Source organism: Burkholderia metallica (assembly GCF_001718555.1).
In the GTDB taxonomy this organism is placed as follows: domain Bacteria; phylum Pseudomonadota; class Gammaproteobacteria; order Burkholderiales; family Burkholderiaceae; genus Burkholderia; species Burkholderia metallica.
This window is the reverse complement of sequence record NZ_CP013401.1, coordinates 557,578-578,646: the sequence shown is the minus strand read 5'-3', so window position 1 is coordinate 578,646 and position 21,069 is coordinate 557,578. Positions and strand designations below refer to the sequence as shown.

General features: G+C 66.0%; 20 protein-coding genes. 9 read left to right on the top strand and 11 right to left on the bottom strand.

The features are described from left to right. Position 1 precedes the first annotated feature (1 nt). The 5 genes from prmA (at position 2) to WJ16_RS02610 (ending at position 4,399) form a co-directional block, all read left to right on the top strand. Positions 2-904: a 50S ribosomal protein L11 methyltransferase gene (gene prmA, locus WJ16_RS02630; RefSeq protein WP_069255716.1), complete on the top strand. Its 903-nt coding sequence runs from the start codon at positions 2-4 to the stop codon at positions 902-904. A gap of 45 nt (positions 905-949) precedes the next feature. Then, positions 950-2,305 (top strand): zinc-ribbon and DUF3426 domain-containing protein, encoded by a 1,356-nt coding sequence (locus WJ16_RS02625; RefSeq protein WP_069255715.1) that lies wholly within the window; start codon positions 950-952, stop codon positions 2,303-2,305. Between the two features lie 73 nt (positions 2,306-2,378). Further along, positions 2,379-2,882: a thiol peroxidase gene (gene tpx, locus WJ16_RS02620; protein ID WP_069255714.1), complete on the top strand. Its 504-nt coding sequence runs from the start codon at positions 2,379-2,381 to the stop codon at positions 2,880-2,882. 85 nt (positions 2,883-2,967) lie between these two features. Next, complete coding sequence (locus tag WJ16_RS02615) at positions 2,968-3,906, top strand: carbohydrate kinase family protein (protein ID WP_069255713.1); 939 nt, start codon at positions 2,968-2,970, stop codon at positions 3,904-3,906. A 19-nt stretch (positions 3,907-3,925) separates the two neighbouring features. Then, positions 3,926-4,399 (top strand): outer membrane lipoprotein, encoded by a 474-nt coding sequence (locus tag WJ16_RS02610; protein WP_069255712.1) that lies wholly within the window; start codon positions 3,926-3,928, stop codon positions 4,397-4,399. A 244-nt stretch (positions 4,400-4,643) separates the two neighbouring features. On the opposite strand, the gene WJ16_RS32755 is transcribed toward WJ16_RS02610, so the two are convergent. The 7 genes from WJ16_RS32755 to WJ16_RS02580 all read right to left on the bottom strand — a co-directional run bounded on the left by WJ16_RS32755 (position 4,644) and on the right by WJ16_RS02580 (position 12,568). Then, positions 4,644-5,297, bottom strand: coding sequence for a histone H1-like DNA-binding protein (locus tag WJ16_RS32755; RefSeq protein ID WP_076605861.1), 654 nt, complete (start codon positions 5,295-5,297; stop codon positions 4,644-4,646). Positions 5,298-5,325: 28 nt separating this feature from the next. After that, on the bottom strand, positions 5,326-5,652 hold the full coding sequence (locus WJ16_RS32750; protein ID WP_076605860.1) for a hypothetical protein: 327 nt from the start codon (positions 5,650-5,652) through the stop codon (positions 5,326-5,328). A gap of 82 nt (positions 5,653-5,734) precedes the next feature. Then, positions 5,735-6,946: a ribonucleotide-diphosphate reductase subunit beta gene (locus WJ16_RS02600; protein ID WP_069255710.1), complete on the bottom strand. Its 1,212-nt coding sequence runs from the start codon at positions 6,944-6,946 to the stop codon at positions 5,735-5,737. A gap of 365 nt (positions 6,947-7,311) precedes the next feature. Continuing rightward, positions 7,312-10,305, bottom strand: a complete 2,994-nt coding sequence (locus WJ16_RS02595) for a ribonucleoside-diphosphate reductase subunit alpha (protein ID WP_069255709.1) — start codon at positions 10,303-10,305, stop codon at positions 7,312-7,314. 451 nt (positions 10,306-10,756) lie between these two features. Further along, entirely contained in the window at positions 10,757-11,347 is a 591-nt protein-coding gene (gene ampD / locus WJ16_RS02590) for a 1,6-anhydro-N-acetylmuramyl-L-alanine amidase AmpD (protein WP_069255708.1), read from the bottom strand. After that, entirely contained in the window at positions 11,344-11,661 is a 318-nt protein-coding gene (locus WJ16_RS02585) for a PP0621 family protein (protein WP_069255707.1), read from the bottom strand. Before WJ16_RS02585 ends, ampD begins: the two co-directional genes overlap by 4 nt. Positions 11,662-11,674: 13 nt before the next feature. Next, positions 11,675-12,568 (bottom strand): cytochrome C assembly family protein, encoded by an 894-nt coding sequence (locus WJ16_RS02580; RefSeq protein ID WP_069255706.1) that lies wholly within the window; start codon positions 12,566-12,568, stop codon positions 11,675-11,677. Positions 12,569-12,657: 89 nt separating this feature from the next. Here WJ16_RS02580 and ffh point away from each other — a divergent pair, with 89 nt between their 5' ends. Continuing rightward, positions 12,658-14,025, top strand: coding sequence for a signal recognition particle protein (gene ffh, locus WJ16_RS02575; RefSeq protein WP_069255705.1), 1,368 nt, complete (start codon positions 12,658-12,660; stop codon positions 14,023-14,025). Positions 14,026-14,119: 94 nt separating this feature from the next. Beyond that, a complete protein-coding gene (locus WJ16_RS02570; RefSeq protein WP_069255704.1) occupies positions 14,120-14,671 on the top strand; it encodes a hypoxanthine-guanine phosphoribosyltransferase in 552 nt (183 codons plus the stop codon). 86 nt (positions 14,672-14,757) lie between these two features. Here WJ16_RS02570 and WJ16_RS02565 read toward each other — a convergent pair whose 3' ends face one another. Next, on the bottom strand, positions 14,758-15,360 hold the full coding sequence (locus WJ16_RS02565; RefSeq protein WP_040126599.1) for a MarC family protein: 603 nt from the start codon (positions 15,358-15,360) through the stop codon (positions 14,758-14,760). 21 nt (positions 15,361-15,381) lie between these two features. Then, the gene (locus WJ16_RS02560) at positions 15,382-17,118 is read right to left on the bottom strand and encodes a proline--tRNA ligase (protein WP_069255703.1); all 1,737 of its coding nucleotides are present in this window, start codon (positions 17,116-17,118) and stop codon (positions 15,382-15,384) included. A 218-nt stretch (positions 17,119-17,336) separates the two neighbouring features. Here WJ16_RS02560 and WJ16_RS02555 point away from each other — a divergent pair, with 218 nt between their 5' ends. Together WJ16_RS02555 and WJ16_RS02550 are read left to right on the top strand one after the other, a co-directional pair. Further along, positions 17,337-17,984: an RNA pyrophosphohydrolase gene (locus WJ16_RS02555; protein WP_069255702.1), complete on the top strand. Its 648-nt coding sequence runs from the start codon at positions 17,337-17,339 to the stop codon at positions 17,982-17,984. A gap of 13 nt (positions 17,985-17,997) precedes the next feature. After that, a complete protein-coding gene (locus WJ16_RS02550; protein ID WP_069255701.1) occupies positions 17,998-18,606 on the top strand; it encodes a CNP1-like family protein in 609 nt (202 codons plus the stop codon). Between the two features lie 91 nt (positions 18,607-18,697). Here WJ16_RS02550 and proB read toward each other — a convergent pair whose 3' ends face one another. Next, positions 18,698-19,816 (bottom strand): glutamate 5-kinase, encoded by a 1,119-nt coding sequence (proB, locus tag WJ16_RS02545; protein WP_069255700.1) that lies wholly within the window; start codon positions 19,814-19,816, stop codon positions 18,698-18,700. A gap of 90 nt (positions 19,817-19,906) precedes the next feature. Continuing rightward, positions 19,907-21,019: a GTPase ObgE gene (gene obgE / locus WJ16_RS02540; RefSeq protein WP_069255699.1), complete on the bottom strand. Its 1,113-nt coding sequence runs from the start codon at positions 21,017-21,019 to the stop codon at positions 19,907-19,909. Between the last annotated feature and the right edge of the window lie 50 nt (positions 21,020-21,069).

Genomic DNA, 21,069 nt, shown 5'->3' with positions numbered 1-21,069 from the left:
CATGAGCTATCGCGAACTCGTCGTCGAACTGGCCCGTGAGCATGCGGAGGCGCTGTCCGACGCGCTGCTCGAACTCGGCGCGCTGTCGGTGTCGGTCGAAGACGCCGACGCCGACACGCCCGACGAACAGCCGCTCTTCGGCGAGCCGGGCCTCGTGCCCGATCGCACCGCGTGGCAGCACTCGCGCGTGGTCGCGCTGCTCGCGGCCGATCACGAGCCGGCCGTGCTGCTCGCGGCCGCCGCGAACGAAATCGGCGTCGCCACGACGCCGACGTTCACCGTGCGCGAAGTCGAGGAACAGGACTGGGTGCGGCTCACGCAATCGCAGTTCGAGCCGATCCCGATCGGCGAGCGGATCTGGGTCGTGCCGTCGTGGCACGATGCACCCGATCCCGACGCGCTCGTCCTCGAACTCGATCCCGGCCTCGCATTCGGCACCGGCAGCCACCCCACGACGCGCCTGTGCATGGAATGGCTCGAGCAGTCGGTGAAGCCCGGCCAGTCGGTGCTCGATTACGGCTGCGGCTCGGGCATTCTCGCGATCCTCGCGAAGAAATGCGGGGCGAACCCCGTGATCGGGATCGACATCGATCCGCAGGCCGTCGAATCGGCGCGCCAGAACAGCGAGCGCAACCGCGCGGAAGTCACGTACGGTTTGCCCGATGCGTGCCCGGACGGCGAATTCGACATCGTCGTCGCGAACATCCTGTCGAATCCGCTGAAGCTGATGGCGTCGATGCTCGCATCGAAGGTCAAGCCGGGCGGGCGCATCGCGCTGTCAGGCGTGCTCGCGCGCCAGGCGGACGAAGTCGCGGCCGTCTACGCGCGCTACGTCGACATCTCGGTCTGGCGTGAACACGAAGGTTGGGTATGCCTTGCCGGAACCCGGCGCGAAAGCCTTTAGAATAGCGCTGTCCTTCACTCTGGCCAGCAGGCCGCCCGGCTCGACATGCTTCTTGCGACGCGCTGCCCTCATTGCGAAACCGTCTTCCGGCTGCAGCAGGAACAGCTCTCGCTGCATCAGGGGCTCGTGCGCTGCGGGCACTGCCACGAAGTCTTCAACGCAGCCGAGTCGCTCGTTTCCGGGCACGCGCAGCAGCCCGAGCCGGCCCTGACCGAGCCGGCTGCCGCGCCGGACGACGGCAACGCTCTCCATCAGGCCGCGCCTGCCCGGCTGTTCGCCACCGAGGCGCCGGTCGGGTCGCGTTCCAACGCCGATTACAAGCCCGAAGGCTGGGACATGTGGGCGCCGTGGCTCGACGCCGGCGTCGATCCGTCGCTGCAGCACAGCGTCGAGACCGTGCGCACCGGGCCGCTGGTGCCGCTCGCCCTTCCGTCGACGGCGGCCGGCGTCGTTCACCTGTCCGGCACGCCCGCACCGTTCGCGTCCTCGCCGGCCGAGCTGGACGCGTCCGCCGCCATCGCGCAACCAGACGAATCGACGCAAACGCAGACGCACACGCCGCAGGACAACGCACCATCGGCCGCAACCGTCGAGCGCGACCCGCGTGAACCCCGCTTCGTCGCCCACCTGCCGTCGGATGCCGATACCGGTCGCGACGCCGCCGAACCCGTCGGCTCTGCGCACTTCACCGTGCCCGAAGACGAACGCGCGCCGCGCGAACCGCGTTTCGCGTTCGCACCGGCGCCGGCCATTGCCGAAGCTGAAGCCGAAGCCGGCCCCGTCACCGCCACCACCCGGCACGACGAAACGCTGGCCGCGGCCGCCAGTGCACCGCCTGCCGCTCCGTTCCCCGCAGCGCTGACCGACGACGATCGTCCGCACTTCGCCGTCACGCGCGAGACGCGCGCGCCGCAGCGGCGCGGCATGCTCGGCGGCTTTTTGGGCGGTGTCGTCGCCGGCGTGCTGGCCGTGCTGCTCGTCGCGCAACTCGCGTGGTGGCAGCGCGAAACGCTGATGATCCACTGGCCCGTCACGCAGGGCTGGTTCCGCCAGGCCTGCGCACCGCTCGGCTGCACGGTCGCGCCGCCGCGCGCGATCGACGGCCTGCGGCTCGACGCGACCGACCTGCGCCAGCTCGACGGCCCGCGCGAACTCGAACTGAAGGTGCCGCTGACGAACCGCTACCGCGTCGCACTCGCGTATCCGTCGCTCGAGCTGACGCTGCTCGACGACACCAATCACGTGACCGTGCGCCGCGTCCTCGCGCCGCGCGACTACGTGCGCCCGGGCACGCCGATCGACGCCGGGCTGCCGCCCGGCACGACGCAGACGATGGTCGTCCGTGTCGACACGAACGGCACGCCCGCCTCGAATTTCCGCGTCCAGATTTTCTATCCGTGACGCGCCGCGGCGCGCACATGCGCGCCCGTCTCAACCCGCGCGCCCGAGCGGCGCGCTATTTCGGAGCACGAACATGAGCAAAGTTACGCTGGGTGGCAACCCGATCGATCTCGCAGGCACGTTCCCGGCCGTCGGCACGCAAGGCGCCGATTTCAAGCTGGTCGGCAAGGACCTCGCCGACCTGTCGCTCGCCAGCTTCGCCGGCAAGCGCAAGGTGCTGAACATCGTCCCGAGCCTCGACACGCCGACCTGCGCGACGTCGACCCGCAAGTTCAACGAAGCCGCGTCGTCGCTCGACAACACGGTCGTCGTCGTCGTGTCCGCCGACCTGCCGTTCGCCGCCACGCGCTTCTGCACGACCGAAGGGCTCGAGAACGTCGTGACGGCTTCGACGTTCCGCACCGGCCGCGCGTTCGCTAACGCATACGGCGTCGACATCACGAGCGGCCCGCTGAACGGCCTGACCGCCCGCGCCGTCGTCGTGCTCGACGCGCAGGACAAGGTGATCCACGCGGAACTCGTCGGCGAAATCAAGGACGAGCCGAACTACGATGCAGCGCTCGCCGCACTGAAGTAAGCTTTCTTTCGCTTTACCCTGCCGCGCCGCGCCTTTCGCGCGGCGCTGTCGCGCAGGGTCCCTCATTTCTACAGGAACGCACACCTTGGCTACGTTGATCTGCGGTTCGATCGCCTACGACTCCATCATGACCTTCGAAGGGCGGTTCCGCGAGCACATCCTGCCCGACCAGGTGCACCTCATCAACCTGAGCTTCCTCGTGCCGACGATGCGCCGCGAATTCGGCGGCTGCGCGGGCAACATCGCGTACGCGCTGCACCTGCTCGGCGGCGATGCGCGCATGATGGGGACGGTGGGCGCGCTCGACGCGCAGCCGTATCTCGATCGGCTCGACCAGCTGGGCCTGCGCCGCGACCACGTCCGCGTGCTGCCCGATACGTACACCGCGCAGGCGATGATCACGACCGATCTCGACAACAACCAGATCGCGGCGTTCCACCCGGGCGCGATGATGCAGTCGCACCTGAACCACGCGGGCGACGCGCCGGACATCAAGCTCGCGATCGTCGGCCCGGACGGCTTCGACGGGATGGTGCAGCACGTGGAGGAACTCGCCCGGGCCGGCGTGCCGTTCGTGTTCGATCCGGGCCAGGGCCTGCCGCTGTTCGACGGTGCGACGCTGCGCCGCAGCATTGAACTTGCGACCTACGTAGCGGTCAACGACTACGAGGCCAAGCTGGTGAGCGACAAGACGGGATGGTCCGAAGATGAAATCGCCAGCCGGGTCGACGCCCTCGTCATCACGCGTGGCGAGCACGGCGCGACCATCCGCCACAAGCAGGGTTCGGAGCAGATTCCTGTCGTGGCGGCCGAACGTATCGCCGATCCGACGGGCTGCGGCGATGCGTTCCGCGGTGGTCTGCTGTACGGCATCGAGCATGGCCTCGACTGGGCAACCACCGGCCGCCTAGCGAGCCTGATGGGCTCGATCAAGATCGCCCACCAGGGGCCCCAGACTTACGTACTGACGCGCGCCGAAATCGACGCGCGCTTCGAGACTGCATTCGGTTACAGTCTCAAATGAATATTGTGGGAGAGCAAAGATGTTGACGAAAAAGACCCTCACGCTCGCGGCCATGCTGGCGGCCTCGCTGACACTCACCGGCTGCTTCACCGCACCCGGCTCGGCGGACGTCTATAGCGTCGGCCAGGCGCAGCGCGAACAGACGGTCCGCATGGGTACGGTCGAAAGCGTCCGCGCGGTGCGCATCCAGTCGGACGGCGGCGGCAGCGCGATCGGCACGCTCGGCGGCGGCGCACTCGGCGCGGTGGCGGGCAGCGCGATCGGCGGCGGCAAGGGCTCGATCCTGACCGCGATCGCAGGCGGTCTCGTGGGCGCGGTCGCCGGCAACGCGGTCGGCGAAAACCTCAGCACGGCGAACGGTGTCGAAATCACCGTGCGTCTCGACAACGGCGATCTGCGCTCGATCACGCAGGCAGCCAGCGGCGAAGCGTTCCGCGCCGGCGAGCGGGTGCGCCTGCTGTCGAGCGGCGGCGTCACGCGCGTCACGCACTAAAACGGGTACCTCAGCACGCGGCGCAAGCCGCGGTCGAACGCATGTGCGAAGCCGCACATGCGTTTTTTTTCGTCCATACTCGCCGCTCCCGGCATACGGGCAGCCGGCATACGGGCACCTGGCGCATCATCGAAAAAGGCGGACGAAAAAAATCCCGCCACCTGAGCCAGATGGCGGGACTGATTGAGTAGCGCTACTCAACCCACGGACACCGCGTGAGTGTCCGGGTGGTGGTCAGCCGCGATTACGGACGGCTGCCAGTCGGGAACGGCCATGCCGCTGCCGGGTTGAGCGCGGTCTTCACGCCCGATGCCGGCGCAACCGATGCGGTCGACGCGGTCGTTGCCGGTGCAGCCTTCTTCACGACGGCCTTCTTCGGAGCAGCAGCCTTCTTCGCCGGAGCGGCAGCCTTCTTCGCAGCAGGCGCAGCGGCCTTCTTCGCAGGCGCAGCCTTCTTAGCGGCAGCCTTCTTCGCAGGCGCGGCCTTCTTCGCAGCAGCCTTCTTCGCCGGCGCAGCCTTCTTGGCAGCAGCCTTCTTCGCCGGTGCGGCCTTCTTCGCAGCAACCTTCTTCACTGCGACTTTCTTGGCTGCAACCTTCTTCGCTGCGGCCTTCTTCGCCGGTGCTGCCTTCTTCGCGGCAACCTTCTTCACCGCGACTTTCTTCGCAGCAACCTTCTTGGCTGCAACCTTCTTCGTTGCGACCTTCTTTGCAGCAACCTTCTTCGCTGCGGCCTTCTTGGCCGGCGCTGCCTTCTTCGCGGCAACCTTCTTCACCGCGACCTTCTTCGCAGCAACCTTCTTCACTGCAGCCTTCTTCGCCGGAGCAGCAGCCTTCTTCGCAACGGTTTTCTTTGCAGCGACCTTCTTAGCAGCCGGTTTTTTCTTGGCGGTAGCCATGTTGTTCTCCTTCAGGTTCAGATGAGAGTCAGTTCAAACTACACCCTTCGTCAAAACCCGCTTCCCGCGGACGCTGTTCAGGACGTGCGCTTCGAAGCGGGCTATTCATCGGCGTACGCAGATACCACGCGCTTACGCTAATGAATACGGTATGGCGCGCGTGACCACCCGGCCTCGCGCGCCAAATCAAGTCGGTAGCCGGCGCACCTCGCGCCACTACCCCTAATCGCTTGATCAAGCGGACCGCCACGCGGCCGTCCGCTTTTTCCGGAGGGAAGTTTGCCCATCCCACTGAAGGGTTCGCAAAGTGCCTGTCGTGTCGTTGGGCCGTTAAGGCACCGGGCATGCTTTGCATCAGGCGTTCTTGCTCCTAAACCTTGGGCCGGGGCCGAGAGGCCGCCGGCTGCTCCATCATGTGACGGGTTCGCTGCTGCGGGTTATTCCCAGGACAGCGCGCCGCCCGTCTGATACTCGATCACACGCGTCTCGAAGAAGTTGCGTTCCTTCTTCAGGTCGATCATCTCGCTCATCCACGGGAACGGGTTTTCCTCGTTCGGATACAGCGGGTCAAGGCCGATCTGCTGGCAACGGCGGTTGCTGATGAAGCGCAGATAGCTCTTGAACATCGACGCGTTCAAACCCAGCACGCCGCGCGGCATCGTGTCCTCGGCGTAGCGGTATTCGAGTTCGACAGCCTGCTTGAACAGCTCGCGGATCTCCGCACGGAATTCGGCGGTCCAGAGATGCGGATTCTCGAGCTTGATCTGGTTGATCAGGTCGATGCCGAAGTTGCAGTGCATCGACTCGTCGCGCAGGATGTACTGATATTGCTCTGCAGCACCCGTCATCTTGTTCTGGCGGCCGAGCGCGAGGATCTGCGTGAACCCGACATAGAAGAACAGGCCTTCCATGATGCAGGCGAACACGATCAGCGACTTCAGCAGCTTCTGATCCGCTTCGAGCGTGCCGGTCTTGAAGGCCGGATCCGTCAGCGTGTGGATGAACGGGATCAGGAATTCGTCCTTCGCGCGGATCGACGCGACCTCGTGGTACGCGTTGAAGATCTCGCCTTCATCGAGGCCGAGCGATTCGACGATGTACTGGTATGCGTGCGTGTGGATCGCCTCTTCGAACGCCTGGCGCAGCAGGAACTGCCGGCACTCGGGCGCCGTGATGTGGCGGTACGTGCCGAGCACGATGTTGTTCGCGGCGAGCGAATCGGCCGTCACGAAGAAGCCGAGGTTGCGCTTCACGATGCGGCGCTCGTCCTCGGTCAGACCGTTCGGGTCCTTCCACAGTGCGATGTCGCGGGACATGTTGATTTCCTGCGGCATCCAGTGGTTCGCGCAACCGGCCAGATACTTTTCCCACGCCCACTTGTACTTGAACGGCACCAGCTGATTGACGTCAGTCTGGCCGTTGATGATGCGCTTGTCGGCGACATTGACCCGCGCTTCCGTACCGCCGGCGGGAACAGCCGATGCTTGCGGGGGCACCGCAAGATCGCCTTCGAAAATGTCGCGGACCTGATGGGCGGCAGGCGTTGCAGCCTGCAGTCCGACAGCCATTCCTGCGGAGGTGCGCATCGCGTTTTGCTGCGCTCCGCTCGCGGGAGTTACGGCAGTCTTCTCGTCATCCCAGTTGAGCATAAATTCTCACCATCAATTTAGAACGGTTTGTACCATCTTTTCCTGAGCGATAAAAGGGTTCGCTCACGAAAAATCCTTTTTTCGATTCGCGTTGCGACCTCGATACAACACTTTGAGCAACGCATCGTCGTTCGTGCAGCGCGCGATGCGAGTCGCGCGTGTATCGCGAGGTGCGCTCGACGCATCGAACGCTGATCGAAACGCGACGTCGTCGGGGATGTTTCGATCGCTTGTCACTGCCTGCAACGCAGGTGCCGCGTTACAGATTCCTTATCATTTTTTTAGTTGAGAGCGGCGCACACTTCAACCTCGATCGGTCGTCGTGCGCGCCGCGCCGACCTGCTTCTCAGGTCAGCCGCACTGCGTTACTGGCACGCTTCGCACTCGTCGAAGCCCGGATCGCCCGGACGCATCGTGCACACCGGACCATCCGCCTCGACCGGCGCGAGTGCCGGCGCTGCGTTGACCGCGCCCGACGACGCATCGCCGCCCGCCGCACCGAAGCCGCCAGCCGCGCCTTGCGCGCCGCCGCTGCCCGAACCGCCGCCCGTCGGCACGGCGTTCAGCGCGCCGTGTGCGACCGTCGACTTCTCGACGTGCGTCGCCGCCATCGTGCGGAGGTAGTAGGTCGTCTTCAGGCCGCGCAGCCACGCGAGCTTGTAGACCTCGTCGAGCTTCTTGCCCGACGCGCCGCCCATGTAGATGTTCAGCGACTGCGCCTGGTCAATCCACTTCTGGCGACGCGATGCCGCTTCGACCAGCCACGTCGGGTCGACCTCGAACGCGGTCGCGTAGATCGCGCGCAGGTCGGCCGGGATGCGGTCGATGCGCGACAGCATGCCGTCGAAGTACTTCAGGTCGGCGACCATCACTTCGTCCCACAGGCCGCGCTCCTTCAGGTCGCGCACCAGGTACTCGTTCACCACCGTGAATTCGCCCGACAGGTTCGACTTCACGTACAGGTTCTGGAAGGTCGGCTCGATACACGCCGACACGCCGATGATGTTCGAGATCGTCGCCGTCGGCGCGATCGCGACGCAGTTCGAGTTGCGCATGCCGTGCGCGGCGATCCGCGAACGCAGCGACGTCCAGTCGAGCGACTCGGACGTGTCGACTTCGACATAGCCGCCGCGCGCTTCCGTCAGCAGCTTCAGCGTGTCCTGCGGGAGGATGCCGCGATCCCACAGCGAGCCGCGGTAGCTCGAGTAGCGGCCGCGCTCTTCGGCCAGCTCGGTCGACGCGTAGTACGCGTAGTAGCAGACCGCTTCCATCGAACGGTCGGCGAACTCGACCGCCTCTTGCGACGCGTACGGCGTGCGCAGCAGGTGCAGGCAGTCCTGGAAGCCCATGATGCCCATGCCGACCGGGCGGTGCTTCAGGTTCGAGTTACGCGCCTTCGGCACCGCGTAGTAGTTGATGTCGATCACGTTGTCGAGCATGCGCATCGCGACGCTGATCGTACGCTTGAGCTTGTCGTGGTCGAGCGCGTAGCTGCCGTCGGCCTGCTTCACCAGGTGGGCGACGAGGTTCACCGAGCCGAGGTTGCACACCGCGATTTCGGTGTCGCTCGTGTTCAGCGTGATTTCCGTGCACAGGTTCGACGAATGAACGACGCCGACGTGCTGCTGCGGCGAGCGCACGTTGCACGGATCCTTGAACGTGATCCACGGGTGGCCCGTCTCGAACAGCATGCCGAGCATCTTGCGCCAGAGCTGCTGCGCCGGGATCTTCTTGAACAGCTTGATCTCGCCGCGCGCGACCTTGTCTTCGTAAGCCGTGTAAGCCTTCTCGAAGTCCGCGCCGAACTTGTCGTGCAGGTCCGGGCAGGTCGACGGCGAGAACAGCGTCCAGTCGGCGCCTTCCATCACGCGCTTCATGAACAGGTCGGGAATCCAGTTCGCCGTGTTCATGTCGTGCGTCCGGCGGCGATCGTCACCGGTGTTCTTGCGCAGCTCGAGGAACTCCTCGATGTCGAGGTGCCACGATTCGAGGTACGCGCAGACCGCGCCCTTGCGCTTGCCGCCCTGGTTCACCGCGACGGCCGTGTCGTTCACGACCTTCAGGAACGGAACCACGCCTTGCGACTTGCCGTTCGTGCCCTTGATATGCGAGCCGAGTGCGCGCACGCGCGTCCAGTCGTTGCCGAGGCCGCCCGCGAACTTCGACAGCAGCGCGTTTTCCTTCAGCGCTTCATAGATGCCGTCGAGATCATCGGCGACCGTCGTCAGGTAGCACGACGACAGCTGCGAGCGGTGCGTGCCCGAGTTGAACAGCGTCGGCGTCGAGCTCATGAAGTCGAAGCTCGACAGCACGTTGTAGAACTCGATCGCGCGCGTTTCGCGGTCGATCTCGTTCAGCGACAGGCCCATTGCGACGCGCATGAAGAATGCCTGCGGCATTTCGATGCGGGTGCCGTCGACGTGCAGGAAGTAGCGGTCGTACAGCGTCTGCAGGCCGAGGTAGCCGAACTGCAGGTCGCGGTTCGCGTCGAGCGCTTCGCCGAGACGCTTCAGGTCGAACTGCAGCAGCTTGTCGTCGAGCAGGCCGGCGTCGACGCCGCGCTTCAGGAACTGCGGGAAGTATTCCGCGTAGCGGGTCGACATCTCGGCCTGGACGACTTCCTCGCCGAGGATCTCGCGACGGATCGTGTGCAGCAGGATGCGGGCCGTGACCTGGCTGTAGGCCGGGTCCTTTTCGATCATCGTGCGCGCAGCCAGGATCGCCGAGTCGTAGACCTGGCTCATCGGCACGCCGTCGTACAGGTTCTTCACCGTTTCCGCGACGATCGGGTCAGGGTTAACCGCAGCGCCGAGGCCGTCGCACGCCGACACGATCAGTGCGCGCAGCGCGTTCAGGTCGAGCGGACGCGTGACGCCGTTGTCGACGACGTTGATGCCGGTGCTCGCGTCGCCGCCCGCTGCCGCGGCTTCCTCGCCCGCATGCTGACGCTCGAGGTGACGCTTCTCGCGATACAGCACGTACGCACGCGCGACGTTGTGCTCGCCGCCGCGCATCAGCGCGAGTTCGACCTGGTCCTGGATGTCTTCGATATGGAACGTACCGCCGTTCGGGCGGCTGCGCACGAGCGCGCGCACGACGTTGTGCGTCAGCTGTTCGACCTGCTCGCGTACGCGCGCCGATGCCGCGCCCTGCCCGCCGTTGACGGCCAGGAAAGCCTTGGTCACCGCGATCGCGATCTTCGAGGGTTCGAACGACACCACGCTGCCGTTGCGGCGGATCACCTTGTAGTCGGCGAACGTGGCCTGCGGCGCGAGCGCCTTCGCGCCCTGTTCGGTCCCGCCGAGCGGACGGCTCGAGGCGCTCTCGTACTGGGACGTCGCGTTGTCGGTGGTTTGCATGTGCAAAGCTCCTGGTGTTGGATGGTGCGGAGAGAACCGCGGATTAAAACGAACGCTGCGCAACGCGGTGCGCGAGCGGTAAGAGGCGAGCGATGCGCCGGGGAAGCCGGTTCGGTCGATGCGCGACAACCGATCCGGTCGTGTGCTTCGTCATGTATACCCTGCCCCGTCGATGTTCGCTGCGCTGATCGCGACGTCCGGACCGCCCGGCCTGACACGTCGCCCTGAGAACCCTGTCCGCCGGCGTTGGCCGCCGGCCGGCGCCGCTCGGGTTTCCCCTGCGACACACACTATATCTAGTACAGAACCGCTCAACTGGCACCAAGTATAGTGGACATTCGGACGAGGTCAAAACGGATAATTTGAGACGAAGGTCTTGACATCGCTCGCGCGCAGACACGGCAAGGCATTGGTCGGAGAAAAAAATTTCTCCGGTCAAAAAACCCCGTGATCAGTGCTGACGGAAAGGAAAGTATTCGGCGGAAAAACCGGCATCGCTCGCGAAGCGTTGCCAATCGAAATGCGGGCCCGGGTCGGTCTTGCGGCCCGGTGCGACGTCCGAGTGTCCCGCGAATGCGTCGACCGGATAGCGGGCGACGAGCGCGCGGGAGAGCGCGGCGAGCGTCGCGTACTGCGCCGCCTCGAACGGCACGTCGTCCGCGCCTTCGAGCTCGATGCCGATCGAGAAGTCGTTGCAGCGCGGCCGGCCGAAGAACTCGGACGAGCCCGCATGCCACGCGCGCTCGTCGCACGACACGAACTGCACGAGCTCGCCGCTGCGGCGGATCAGGAAGTGCGCGGACACGCGTACGCCGCGCAGGTGGCTCTGGTAATAGGGGTGCGCATCGCAGTCGAGGCGATTGAGGAACAGCGCCTCGATCGCGTCGCCGCCGAACTCGCCGGGCGGCAGGCTGATGTTGTGGACCACCACGAGCGTCGGCACCGCGCCCGCGGGCCGCACCTCGAAGTTCGGCGACGGCGCATGGCGCGCTTCGCGCACCCAGCCGTTCGCGTCGACCGACAGCGGCACCGCGTCGCTCATCGCGCGTCGCGACCGCTCGTACGCGCGGCGTGGCGCTGCGCGTGCTCGGCGCTGCAGAAGTAGTCGCCGCCCGCGGCGACGGCGTCGCCCTTCGGCGCATGCACGCCGCATTCGGCACAGCGCACCATCGGCTCGGGCAGCGAGCGCGTGCCGCCGTTCGGGCGCGCGGCGCCCGCGCTACCGGCGCCGGGCATGCCGTCGTCACCCGGGCCGCGGCCGGTGCGCGCCTGCGCGTGCTCCTGGGCCTGGCGCAGCTTGCGCGCGATCCACGAACCCGCGAAGAAAAGAAGAATCAGGAGAAGAATCTGTCGCATCGGAAACCTGCGGTCAAACCACGGAACGGTGCAGCAGCACCTCGAAAACGAACCGGCTGCCGACATACGCGAGCAGCAGCGCGGCGAACGACACGAGCACCCAGCGCGCCGCACCGCGGCCACGCCAGCCCGACGTCTTGCGAGCGACCAGCAGGCCGCCGAACATCAGCCACGACAGGATCGCGAAGACGGTCTTGTGGTCGAGCCGCAGCGCGCGCGCGTCGACCTGCTCGCTGAACAGGATGCCCGACGCGAGCGTCAGCGTGAGCAGCACGAAGCCGGCGCCGATCAGGCGGAACAGCAGCTTCTCGAGCGTGAGCAGCGGCGGCAGCGTTTCGAGCCAGCTCGCGATCCAGCCCGTCGAGCCTTCGCGCCCGCCGCTTCTCAGCGACTGCAGCCGCCGCTCGACCATCAGCATCAGGACCGCGTGCAGCGCGGCGATCGCGAACAGGCCGTACGCGATGTTCGCGATCAGGAAGTGCAGCTTGAACAGCGGCGCTGCGGCATAAGGAAGCACCCGCACGCCGCCGAACACGAGCGGCAGCAGCGACGCGCCGCAGGCGAGCGGCAGCACCAGCAGGCGCAGGCTGTCGAGCGGGAAGAAGAAGCTCTCGATCCAGTAGATGCCGGCGCCGAGCCAGAACATCGCGGACAGCGCGAACGCGAAGCCGAACACCATCGCGTCGTTCGGGAAAATCGTCATGTGGAGCAGCACGCCGTGCGCGACGAGCGCGGCAAACAGCAGCGCGCGGCCGGCCCCGCTCATCCCGGACGCGGCGGACGCGGGAACCGGCACGGCCGGCACGCTCGCGACGAGCGGCGTCGCGCCCTGGCGGTGCGTGCGCCAGCCTGCAACGGCGAGGCCGCCGTACAGGAATGCGGTGAGGGCATACAGTACAATATCCATGTTCGAAGTTTACACTAGGCCCCCTTCCCGCGACGGCTCCCTTTATTCGGTTCCGCCGCGCCTTCGGGCCCCACTGTCCATCGCTCCCCATGCTCGACAATCTCACTCAACGGATGGCGCGCGTCGTCAAGACGCTGCGCGGCGAGGCCCGGCTCACCGAGGCGAACACGCAGGAGATGCTCCGCGAGGTGCGTCTCGCGCTGCTGGAAGCCGACGTGTCGCTGCCGGTCGTTCGCGAATTCATCGCCAAGGTCAAGGAAAAGGCGCTCGGCGAAGAAGTGATCAGCAGCCTGTCGCCGGGCCAGGCGCTCGTCGGCGTGGTCCAGAAGGAACTGACCGCCGTGATCGGCGGCGACTACGAGGGCAAGGCCGCCGAGCTGAACCTCGCGGTCACGCCGCCCGCCGTGATCCTGATGGCCGGCCTGCAGGGCGCCGGCAAGACCACGACCGTCGGCAAGCTCGCGAAGCTGCTGCGCGAGAAGCACAAGAAGAAGGTGCTGACCGTGTCGTGCGACGTGTATCGCCCGGCCGCGATCATGCAGCTGAAAACGGTGAGCGAACAGGTCGGCGCCGACTTCTTCCCGTCCACGCCGGACCAGAAGCCCGTCGACATCGCGGTCGCGGCCGTCGACTGGGCGAAGCGCCACTACCATGACGTGCTGATCGTCGACACGGCCGGCCGCCTCGGCATCGACGAGGCGATGATGCAGGAAATCGCCGCGCTGCACGGCACGCTGAAGCCGGCCGAAACGCTGTTCGTCGTCGACGCGATGCTCGGCCAGGACGCGGTCAACACCGCGAAGGCGTTCAACGACACGCTGCCGCTCACCGGCGTCGTGCTGACCAAGCTCGACGGCGATTCGCGCGGCGGCGCCGCGCTGTCGGTGCGTCACGTCACGGGCAAGCCGATCAAGTTCGTCGGCGTCGCCGAGAAGCTCGACGGCCTCGAGGTGTTTCACCCCGACCGGATGGCGAACCGGATCCTCGGCATGGGCGACATCCTCGCGCTCGTCGAGGAGGCCCAGCGCGGCGTCGACGTGCAGGCCGCGCAGAAGCTCGCCGACAAGGTCAAGAAGGGCGGCGATTTCGACCTGAACGATTTCCGCGCGCAGATCTCCCAGATGAAGAACATGGGCGGCCTGTCGTCGCTGATGGACAAGCTGCCCGCGCAGTTCCAGCAGGCGGCGGCCGGCGCCGACATGGGCCAGGCCGAGAAGTCGATCCGCCGGATGGAAGGCATCATCAGCTCGATGACGCCCGCCGAGCGCGCGAAACCCGAAATCATCAAGGCGACGCGCAAGCGCCGCATTGCAGCCGGCGCGGGCGTGCCGGTGCAGGAAGTCAACCGGATGCTGAACCAGTACGACCAGATGCGTACGATGATGAAGAAGCTGAAGGGCGGCAACATGCAGAAGATGATGCGCGGCCTGAAGGGCATGATGCCCGGCATGCGCTGATTCCGCCCGTCGGCCGGCGCGCGGGTTTTTGCTGTAGCGCGCGCCCGCCGTTCTGCTTCATTCTTATTTGTATACCGACTGCCCGCCAGAACACATGAACCGCGAAGAAGCCCTCCACATTTTCAGCCACTCCGAAGAGATCGTCTCGGCGGACGCCGTCAACGCGTCGATCTCCAAGATGGCCGACGCGATCCGCGCCGAGATCGGCGACGCGTTCCCGCTCGTTCTCTCGGTGATGGGCGGCGCCGCGGTGTTTACCGGGATGCTGCTGCCGCATCTCGATTTCCCGCTCGAATTCGACTACATCCACCTGACCCGCTACCGCAACACGACGCAGGGCAGCCCGGAGATGCACTGGCGCGTCGCGCCGCGCGAATCGGTGAAGGATCGCATCGTGCTCGTGCTCGACGACATCCTCGACGAAGGCGAGACGATGGCCGCGATCCGCGACCGCATCCTCGACATGGGCGCGAAGCGCTTCATGTCGGCCGTGCTGTGCGAGAAGACGCTCGCGAAGGCGAAGCCGCTGCACCCCGACTTCTGCGGCTTCGCGGTGCCGGACCGCTACGTGTTCGGCTGCGGGATGGATGCGAAGGGCTACTGGCGCAACCTGCCGACGATCCGCGCGCTCACCACGAACGTCTGAGCGCCCCGCTGCGCACGATATAAATAGCAAGCGGCGCTCCGGTTTCCCGGAGCGCCGCTTTTTTTACGGACGCGCGCCGCCTTGCCCTACAGCTGGTGCACGAACGCGCGGATGCCGCCCAGCATCATCTCGACCGAAATCGCGACGAGCACGAGGCCCATCAGCCGCTCGAACGCGGCGACGGTCCGCTCGCCGATCCATTGCTGGATGCGCTCGGCCAGCACCAGCGTCACCGCGCAGACGATCATCGTGACGGTCAGCGCGCCGACCCACTCGAGCATCTTGCCCGGCGCTTGCGACGTCAGCAGCATCACCGTCGCGAGCGCGGACGGCCCGGCAAGCGCCGGAATCGCCAGCGGCACGATGAACGGCTCTCCACCGGCACGCGGATCGTTGCCGAGCGCGCCGTCCGGATGCGGGAAGATCATCCGCAACGCGATCAGGAACAGCACGATCCCGCCGCCGAGCCGCAGCGACAGGTCGGTGAGGCTCATCATCCGCAGGAAACGGTCGCCGACCAGCATGAAGAACAGCAGGATCACGAACGCGATCCCCACTTCACGCAGGATCAGCTTCACGCGCCGCTCGCGCGGCACGTCCCGCATCGCCGAGATGAACAGCGGGATGTTGCCGAGCGGATCGGTGATCAACACCAGGAGCACGGTGGCCGACAGGAAGGTGTATTCCACCGCGTTCCCCGGTCGGTGCGCTTAGCGTGCGAGCGCGGCGCGGATCTTCTCCGCGACCGTCGCCGCGGCCGCATCGGCCGGCAGCAGCGTCGCTTCGGCGTCGCGGCGGCCCTGATACTCGATCTTGCCTTCCTTCAGGCCTCGCTCGCCGATCACGAGGCGATGCGGCACGCCGATCAGCTCCCAGTCGGCGAACATCACGCCCGGGCGCTCGCCGCGATCGTCGAGGATCACGTCGATGCCGGCGGCGACGAGTTCCGCGTACAGCTTGTCGGCGGTCTCGCGCACCATGTCGCTGCGGTCATAGCCCATCGGGCACAGCACGACCTCGAACGGCGCGATCGACTCGGGCCAGATGATGCCGCGGTCGTCGAAGTTCTGCTCGATCGCCGCGCCGAGAATACGCGTGACGCCGACCCCGTAGCAGCCCATCAGCATCGGCTGCGGCTTGCCCGACTCGTCGAGGAACGTCGCGCCCATCGCTTCCGAATACTTGGTGCCGAGCTGGAACACGTGGCCCACCTCGATGCCGCGGCAGATGTCGATCACGCCCTTGCCGTCCGGCGACGGGTCGCCCTTCTTCACGTTGCGCACGTCGGCGACGTCCGGCTCCGGCAGGTCGCGGCCCCAGTTCACGCCCGCGATGTGATAGTCGACCTCGTTCGCGCCGACGACGAAGTCGCTCATGTTCGCGACCGTGCGATCGGCGATCACCTTCACCGGCTTCTTCGTGCCGACCGGGCCGAGATAGCCCGGCGGCGTGCCGAACCACTCGACGATTTCCTGCTCGGTCGCGAAGCGATGGTTCTTCAGGCCCGGCAGCTTCGACACCTTGATCTCGTTCAGGTCGTGGTCGCCGCGCAGCATCACGAGCCAGATGGTCGGCTCGGCGCCTTCGTTGTCGGTGGCGAGCACGATCGACTTGATCGTGCGCTCGAGCGGGATCGCCAGCAGCTCGGCGACGGCTTCGCACTTCGCCTTGCCGGGCGTCGCGACCTTCTCCATCGCTTCGGCCGGCGCCGCGCGCCGGGCGATCAGCGGCAGCGCTTCGGCCGCTTCGACGTTCGCCGCGAAGTCGGACGTCGGGCAGTAGGCGATCGCGTCTTCGCCGGTATCGGCGATCACGTGGAATTCATGCGAGAAGTTGCCGCCGATCGAGCCGCTGTCGGCCGCGACCGCACGGAATTCGAGGCCGAGGCGCGTGAAGATGCGCACGTACGCGTCGTACATCTTGCGATACGACTCGTTCAGGCCGGCCGCGTCCTTGTCGAACGAATACGCGTCCTTCATGATGAATTCGCGGCCGCGCATCACGCCGAAGCGCGGACGGATCTCGTCGCGGAACTTCGTCTGGATCTGGTAGAAGTTCACCGGCATCTGCCGGTAGCTCTTGATCTGGTTGCGCGCGATGTCGGTGATGACTTCCTCGTGCGTCGGTCCGATCACGAAGTCGTTGTCCTTGCGGTCCTTGAAGCGCAGCAGCTCGGGGCCGTACTGTTCCCAGCGGCCCGATTCCTGCCACAGCTCGGCCGGCTGCACGGCCGGCATCAGCAGCTCGATGGCGCCCGCCCGGTTCATTTCCTCGCGCACGATCGCCTCGACCTTGCGAATCGAACGCAGGCCGACCGGCAGGTAGTTGTAGATGCCGCCGGCGACACGACGGATCATGCCGGCGCGCACCATCAGCTTGTGGCTGACGATCTCTGCGTCGGCGGGTGCTTCTTTCAGGGTGCCGATAAAGAAACGGGAAGCTTTCATGCGGACGGTTCCAAAAACGGCGCCCCCAGGCGGGGCGCCCGAAAAAGTTTCAAGGTGAAAAAGCTGCGCGCGACGAACGACGATGGCGCAGATGACGTAGCAGACTAATCAGGGACAATTCAGCCGGTGCCCCCCGTGCGGATTCGCTCCGTCACGGTGCGCAGCGCCCGTTATCTGTTTATAATCAAAGCAATTTTAAAGGATTCGAAGGTGGTTGTATGCTGGATCGTGAAGGCTTTCGCCCGAACGTCGGCATCATCCTCTTGAACGCGCGCAACGAGGTGTTTTGGGGCAAGCGGCTCCGCGAGCATTCCTGGCAGTTTCCTCAAGGTGGGATCAAGTACGGTGAGACCCCCATGCAGGCGATGTACCGGGAGCTGCACGAGGAAACGGGCCTGCATCCGGAACACGTCAAGATAATCGGCCGCACTCGCGACTGGTTGCGTTACGAGGTGCCTGACAAGTTCATCAAACGCGAAGTACGCGGTCATTACCGCGGCCAGAAGCAGATCTGGTTCCTGCTGCGGATGGTCGGACGCGATTGCGACATTTGCTTGCGCGCGACCGACCACCCGGAGTTCGATGCGTGGCGCTGGAACGAGTACTGGGTGCCGCTCGATGCGGTGATCGAGTTCAAGCGGGATGTCTATCAGTTGGCGCTGACGGAACTGTCGCGCTTCCTGCGCCGCCCGGCGCAGCGAGCCGAGAAGCCGCGCGGGCCGCGTGTGTCGCGCTATCCGCGCGTCATCGGCGCACAGGCCCAGCAAACGCTGACGATTGTCGACACATCGGTAGTCTGTTCGGAGATCGAAGTGGAAGCGAGCACGCTCGACGAGATGCCGCCCCGCGAGATCGTCGGCAAATGACGAATCGAACTGCATGACCGGGCGCGACCTTGGTGTCGCGCCCTTTTTTTACGAGGAATGCATATTGAAAGCGATTGCTCTCGCGCTCGCATCGATTGCCGCGGCGGCCACGCTGGCAGGTTGCGCGAATTCGAAGACGCCGACCAACAAGGATGACAGCGAGTTCGTGTATCTGCTGGACCGCCAGGGCACCTGGAAGGAGAACACGGTCGACACGCTGCCGCCGCTGCCGCAGACGGCCGACCTGCTGCCGTTCAACGTGTCGCAGAACACGCCGCTCCAGTTCTTCGTCGATGCGAAGTCGCTCGCGGTCGGCACCGACGGCGTCGTGCGCTACGCCGTCGTCATCACGAGCCCGGCCGGCGCGCGCAACGTGAACTACGAGGGCATCCGCTGCGACACCTACGAATGGCGCCAGTATGCCGGCCTGAATTCGGAACACGACGGCTGGGATCGCACGGTCGAGAACGACTGGCGACGCATCGAGAACGGCGAGTTGAACGCCTACCACTCGGCGCTCTATCAGGACTACTTCTGCGCGAACAAGATGCCGCAGGGCTCGACCCGGCAGATCCTGGAGAACATCCGTTTTCATCGTACCGCAATGAGCCAGTTGCGCTGACGGCGCGCGCTGCACACACTGTCCGCCGCACGAAAAAGCCCGCATCGCGCGGGCTTTTTCATTTGACGACCGGCACCGGCACCGCGAAGGACTACACCAGCACCAGGTTGTCGCGATGGATCAGTTCGGGCTCCAGCATGTAGCCGAGTACGGATTCGATCTCGCCGCTCGGCTTGCGGTGAATCAGTTTCGTCTCCGCACTGCTGTAGTTCGTGAGCCCACGCGCCACTTCGCGCCCGTCGGGGCCGACACACGCGATGACTTCGCCGCGCGCAAACGCGCCCTGCACGTCGATCACGCCGATCGGCAGCAGGCTCTTGCCGCCGGCCGTCAGCTTCTCGACCGCGCCCGCGTCGAGCACGACATGGCCGCGCACCTGAAGATGGTCGGCCATCCACTGCTTGCGCGCCGCCATCCGCGCGGTACGCGCGATCAGCTGCGTGCCGATCGCCTCGCCGGCCGCCAGACGCACGAGCACGTCGGCCTCCCGGCCGCTCGCGATCACCGTATTCGCGCCGCTGTGCGCCGCGCGCTTCGCCGCGAGGATCTTCGTCAGCATCCCGCCGCGGCCGAGGCTCGAGCCCGCGCCGCCCGCCATCGCCTCGAGTTCCGGCGCGCCCGCATTGGCCTCCGCAACCAGCGTCGCGTTCGGATCCTTGCGCGGATCGGCCGTGAACAGCCCCGACTGGTCGGTCAGGATGATCAGCGCATCGCCTTCGATCAGGTTGGCGACGAGCGCACCGAGGGTATCGTTGTCGCCGAACTTGATTTCGTCGGTGACGACCGTGTCGTTCTCGTTGATGATCGGCACGACGCCGAGCCGCAACAGCGTCAGCAGCGTCGAGCGCGCATTCAGGTAGCGCTCGCGGTCCGCCAGGTCGGCATGCGTCAGCAGGATCTGCGCGGTGCGGATGTCGTGCTCGGTGAAGCGGCTCTCATAGACCTGCGCGAGCCCCATCTGGCCGACCGCGGCCGCGGCCTGCAGCTCGTCGATTTCCCGCGGCCGCTTGCTCCAGCCGAGCCGCTGCATCCCTTCGGCAATCGCACCCGAGCTGACGAGCACGACCTCCTTTCCCTGGGCGCGCAACGCCGCGATCTGGGCCGCCCAGCGACCGATTGCGGCATGATCGAGCCCCTTGCCGTCGTTGGTCACGAGGCTGGAGCCCACCTTCACCACCAATCGCTTCGAATCCGCGATGATCGAACGCATCCTGCACTGTCTCCTGTATCTGATGCCTGCCCGGCCGGGTACGACTGAACGCCGGCGCCGGGCGGCACGCCCGGCGCGTGACGGAACCGCTCAGGCGTCGTCGTCCGGCGCTGCATCGCCCTTCGCAGGCGGCGCGTCGCGGAAACGCACGTCTGCCGCGAGATCTTCCGCCTCCGCCGCGCGATGCGCGTCCGAATGTTCGGAGAGGTAGTCGTAGATCGCGTAGCACAGCGCTTCACAGCCCTGACCCGTCAGCGCCGAGATCTCGAACACCGGGCCGTCCCACTCGAAGCGCTCGAGGAAATCCGCGACGCGCGCCTTGCGCTCGTCTTCCGGCACCATGTCGAGCTTGTTGAGCACGAGCCAGCGCGGCTTCTCGTAGAGCGCCTCGTCGTACTTGCGCAGCTCGCCGACGATCGCCTTCGCTTCCGCGACCGGATCGACGCTTTCGTCGAACGGCGCGAGATCGACCAGATGCAGCAGCACGCCGGTGCGCTGCAGGTGGCGCAGGAACTGATGGCCGAGGCCCGCGCCTTCGGCGGCGCCCTCGATCAGCCCCGGAATGTCGGCGATCACGAAGCTCTTGCTCGGGCCGACACGCACCACGCCGAGATTCGGCGCCAGCGTCGTGAACGGGTAGTCGGCGATTTTCGGCCGCGCGTTCGACACCGACGAAATGAAGGTCGACTTGCCTGCGTTCGGCATGCCGAGCAGGCCGACGTCGGCGAGCACCTTCAGCTCGAGTCTCAACATGCGACGCTCGCCGGGCTTGCCGTCCGTCTTCTGGCGCGGCGCGCGGTTCGTGCTCGACTTGAAATGCAGGTTGCCGAGACCGCCGGCGCCGCCCTGCGCGAGCATCACCTGCTGGTCGTGCTCGGTCAGGTCGGCGATCAGCTCGCCGGTATCCATGTCGGTGATGATCGTGCCGACCGGCATGCGCAGCGTGACGTCGTCACCACCCTTGCCATAGCAATCGGAGCCGCGCCCGTTTTCGCCGTTGCGAGCGAGGTGCTTCTTCGCGTAACGGTAGTCGATCAGCGTGTTGATGTTGCGGTCGGCGATCGCGTAAACGCTACCGCCCCGGCCGCCGTCGCCGCCGTCCGGCCCGCCGAACGGGACGAATTTCTCGCGGCGCATCGACGCACTGCCATCGCCTCCGTCGCCGGCGATGACTTCGATTCGTGCTTCGTCAATGAACTTCATTCGTCACTCCGCCCAGTATTTCCGCTATTGTGCCGCGCGCCGGCACGCTT

Excerpts from the sequence above, each read along its gene's own strand:
- prmA (WP_069255716.1), top strand. The coding sequence starts at position 2 with ATGAGCTATCGCGAACTCGTCGTCGAACTGGCCCGTGAGCATGCGGAG.
- WJ16_RS02625 (WP_069255715.1), top strand. The coding sequence starts at position 950 with ATGCTTCTTGCGACGCGCTGCCCTCATTGCGAAACCGTCTTCCGGCTG.
- tpx (WP_069255714.1), top strand. The coding sequence starts at position 2,379 with ATGAGCAAAGTTACGCTGGGTGGCAACCCGATCGATCTCGCAGGCACG.
- WJ16_RS02610 (WP_069255712.1), top strand. The coding sequence starts at position 3,926 with ATGTTGACGAAAAAGACCCTCACGCTCGCGGCCATGCTGGCGGCCTCG.
- WJ16_RS32755 (WP_076605861.1), bottom strand. The coding sequence starts at position 5,297 with ATGGCTACCGCCAAGAAAAAACCGGCTGCTAAGAAGGTCGCTGCAAAG.
- WJ16_RS32750 (WP_076605860.1), bottom strand. The coding sequence starts at position 5,652 with ATGCAAAGCATGCCCGGTGCCTTAACGGCCCAACGACACGACAGGCAC.
- WJ16_RS02600 (WP_069255710.1), bottom strand. The coding sequence starts at position 6,946 with ATGCTCAACTGGGATGACGAGAAGACTGCCGTAACTCCCGCGAGCGGA.
- WJ16_RS02595 (WP_069255709.1), bottom strand. The coding sequence starts at position 10,305 with ATGCAAACCACCGACAACGCGACGTCCCAGTACGAGAGCGCCTCGAGC.
- ampD (WP_069255708.1), bottom strand. The coding sequence starts at position 11,347 with ATGAGCGACGCGGTGCCGCTGTCGGTCGACGCGAACGGCTGGGTGCGC.
- WJ16_RS02585 (WP_069255707.1), bottom strand. The coding sequence starts at position 11,661 with ATGCGACAGATTCTTCTCCTGATTCTTCTTTTCTTCGCGGGTTCGTGG.
- WJ16_RS02580 (WP_069255706.1), bottom strand. The coding sequence starts at position 12,568 with ATGGATATTGTACTGTATGCCCTCACCGCATTCCTGTACGGCGGCCTC.
- ffh (WP_069255705.1), top strand. The coding sequence starts at position 12,658 with ATGCTCGACAATCTCACTCAACGGATGGCGCGCGTCGTCAAGACGCTG.
- WJ16_RS02570 (WP_069255704.1), top strand. The coding sequence starts at position 14,120 with ATGAACCGCGAAGAAGCCCTCCACATTTTCAGCCACTCCGAAGAGATC.
- WJ16_RS02560 (WP_069255703.1), bottom strand. The coding sequence starts at position 17,118 with ATGAAAGCTTCCCGTTTCTTTATCGGCACCCTGAAAGAAGCACCCGCC.
- WJ16_RS02555 (WP_069255702.1), top strand. The coding sequence starts at position 17,337 with ATGCTGGATCGTGAAGGCTTTCGCCCGAACGTCGGCATCATCCTCTTG.
- WJ16_RS02550 (WP_069255701.1), top strand. The coding sequence starts at position 17,998 with ATGACCGGGCGCGACCTTGGTGTCGCGCCCTTTTTTTACGAGGAATGC.
- proB (WP_069255700.1), bottom strand. The coding sequence starts at position 19,816 with ATGCGTTCGATCATCGCGGATTCGAAGCGATTGGTGGTGAAGGTGGGC.
- obgE (WP_069255699.1), bottom strand. The coding sequence starts at position 21,019 with ATGAAGTTCATTGACGAAGCACGAATCGAAGTCATCGCCGGCGACGGA.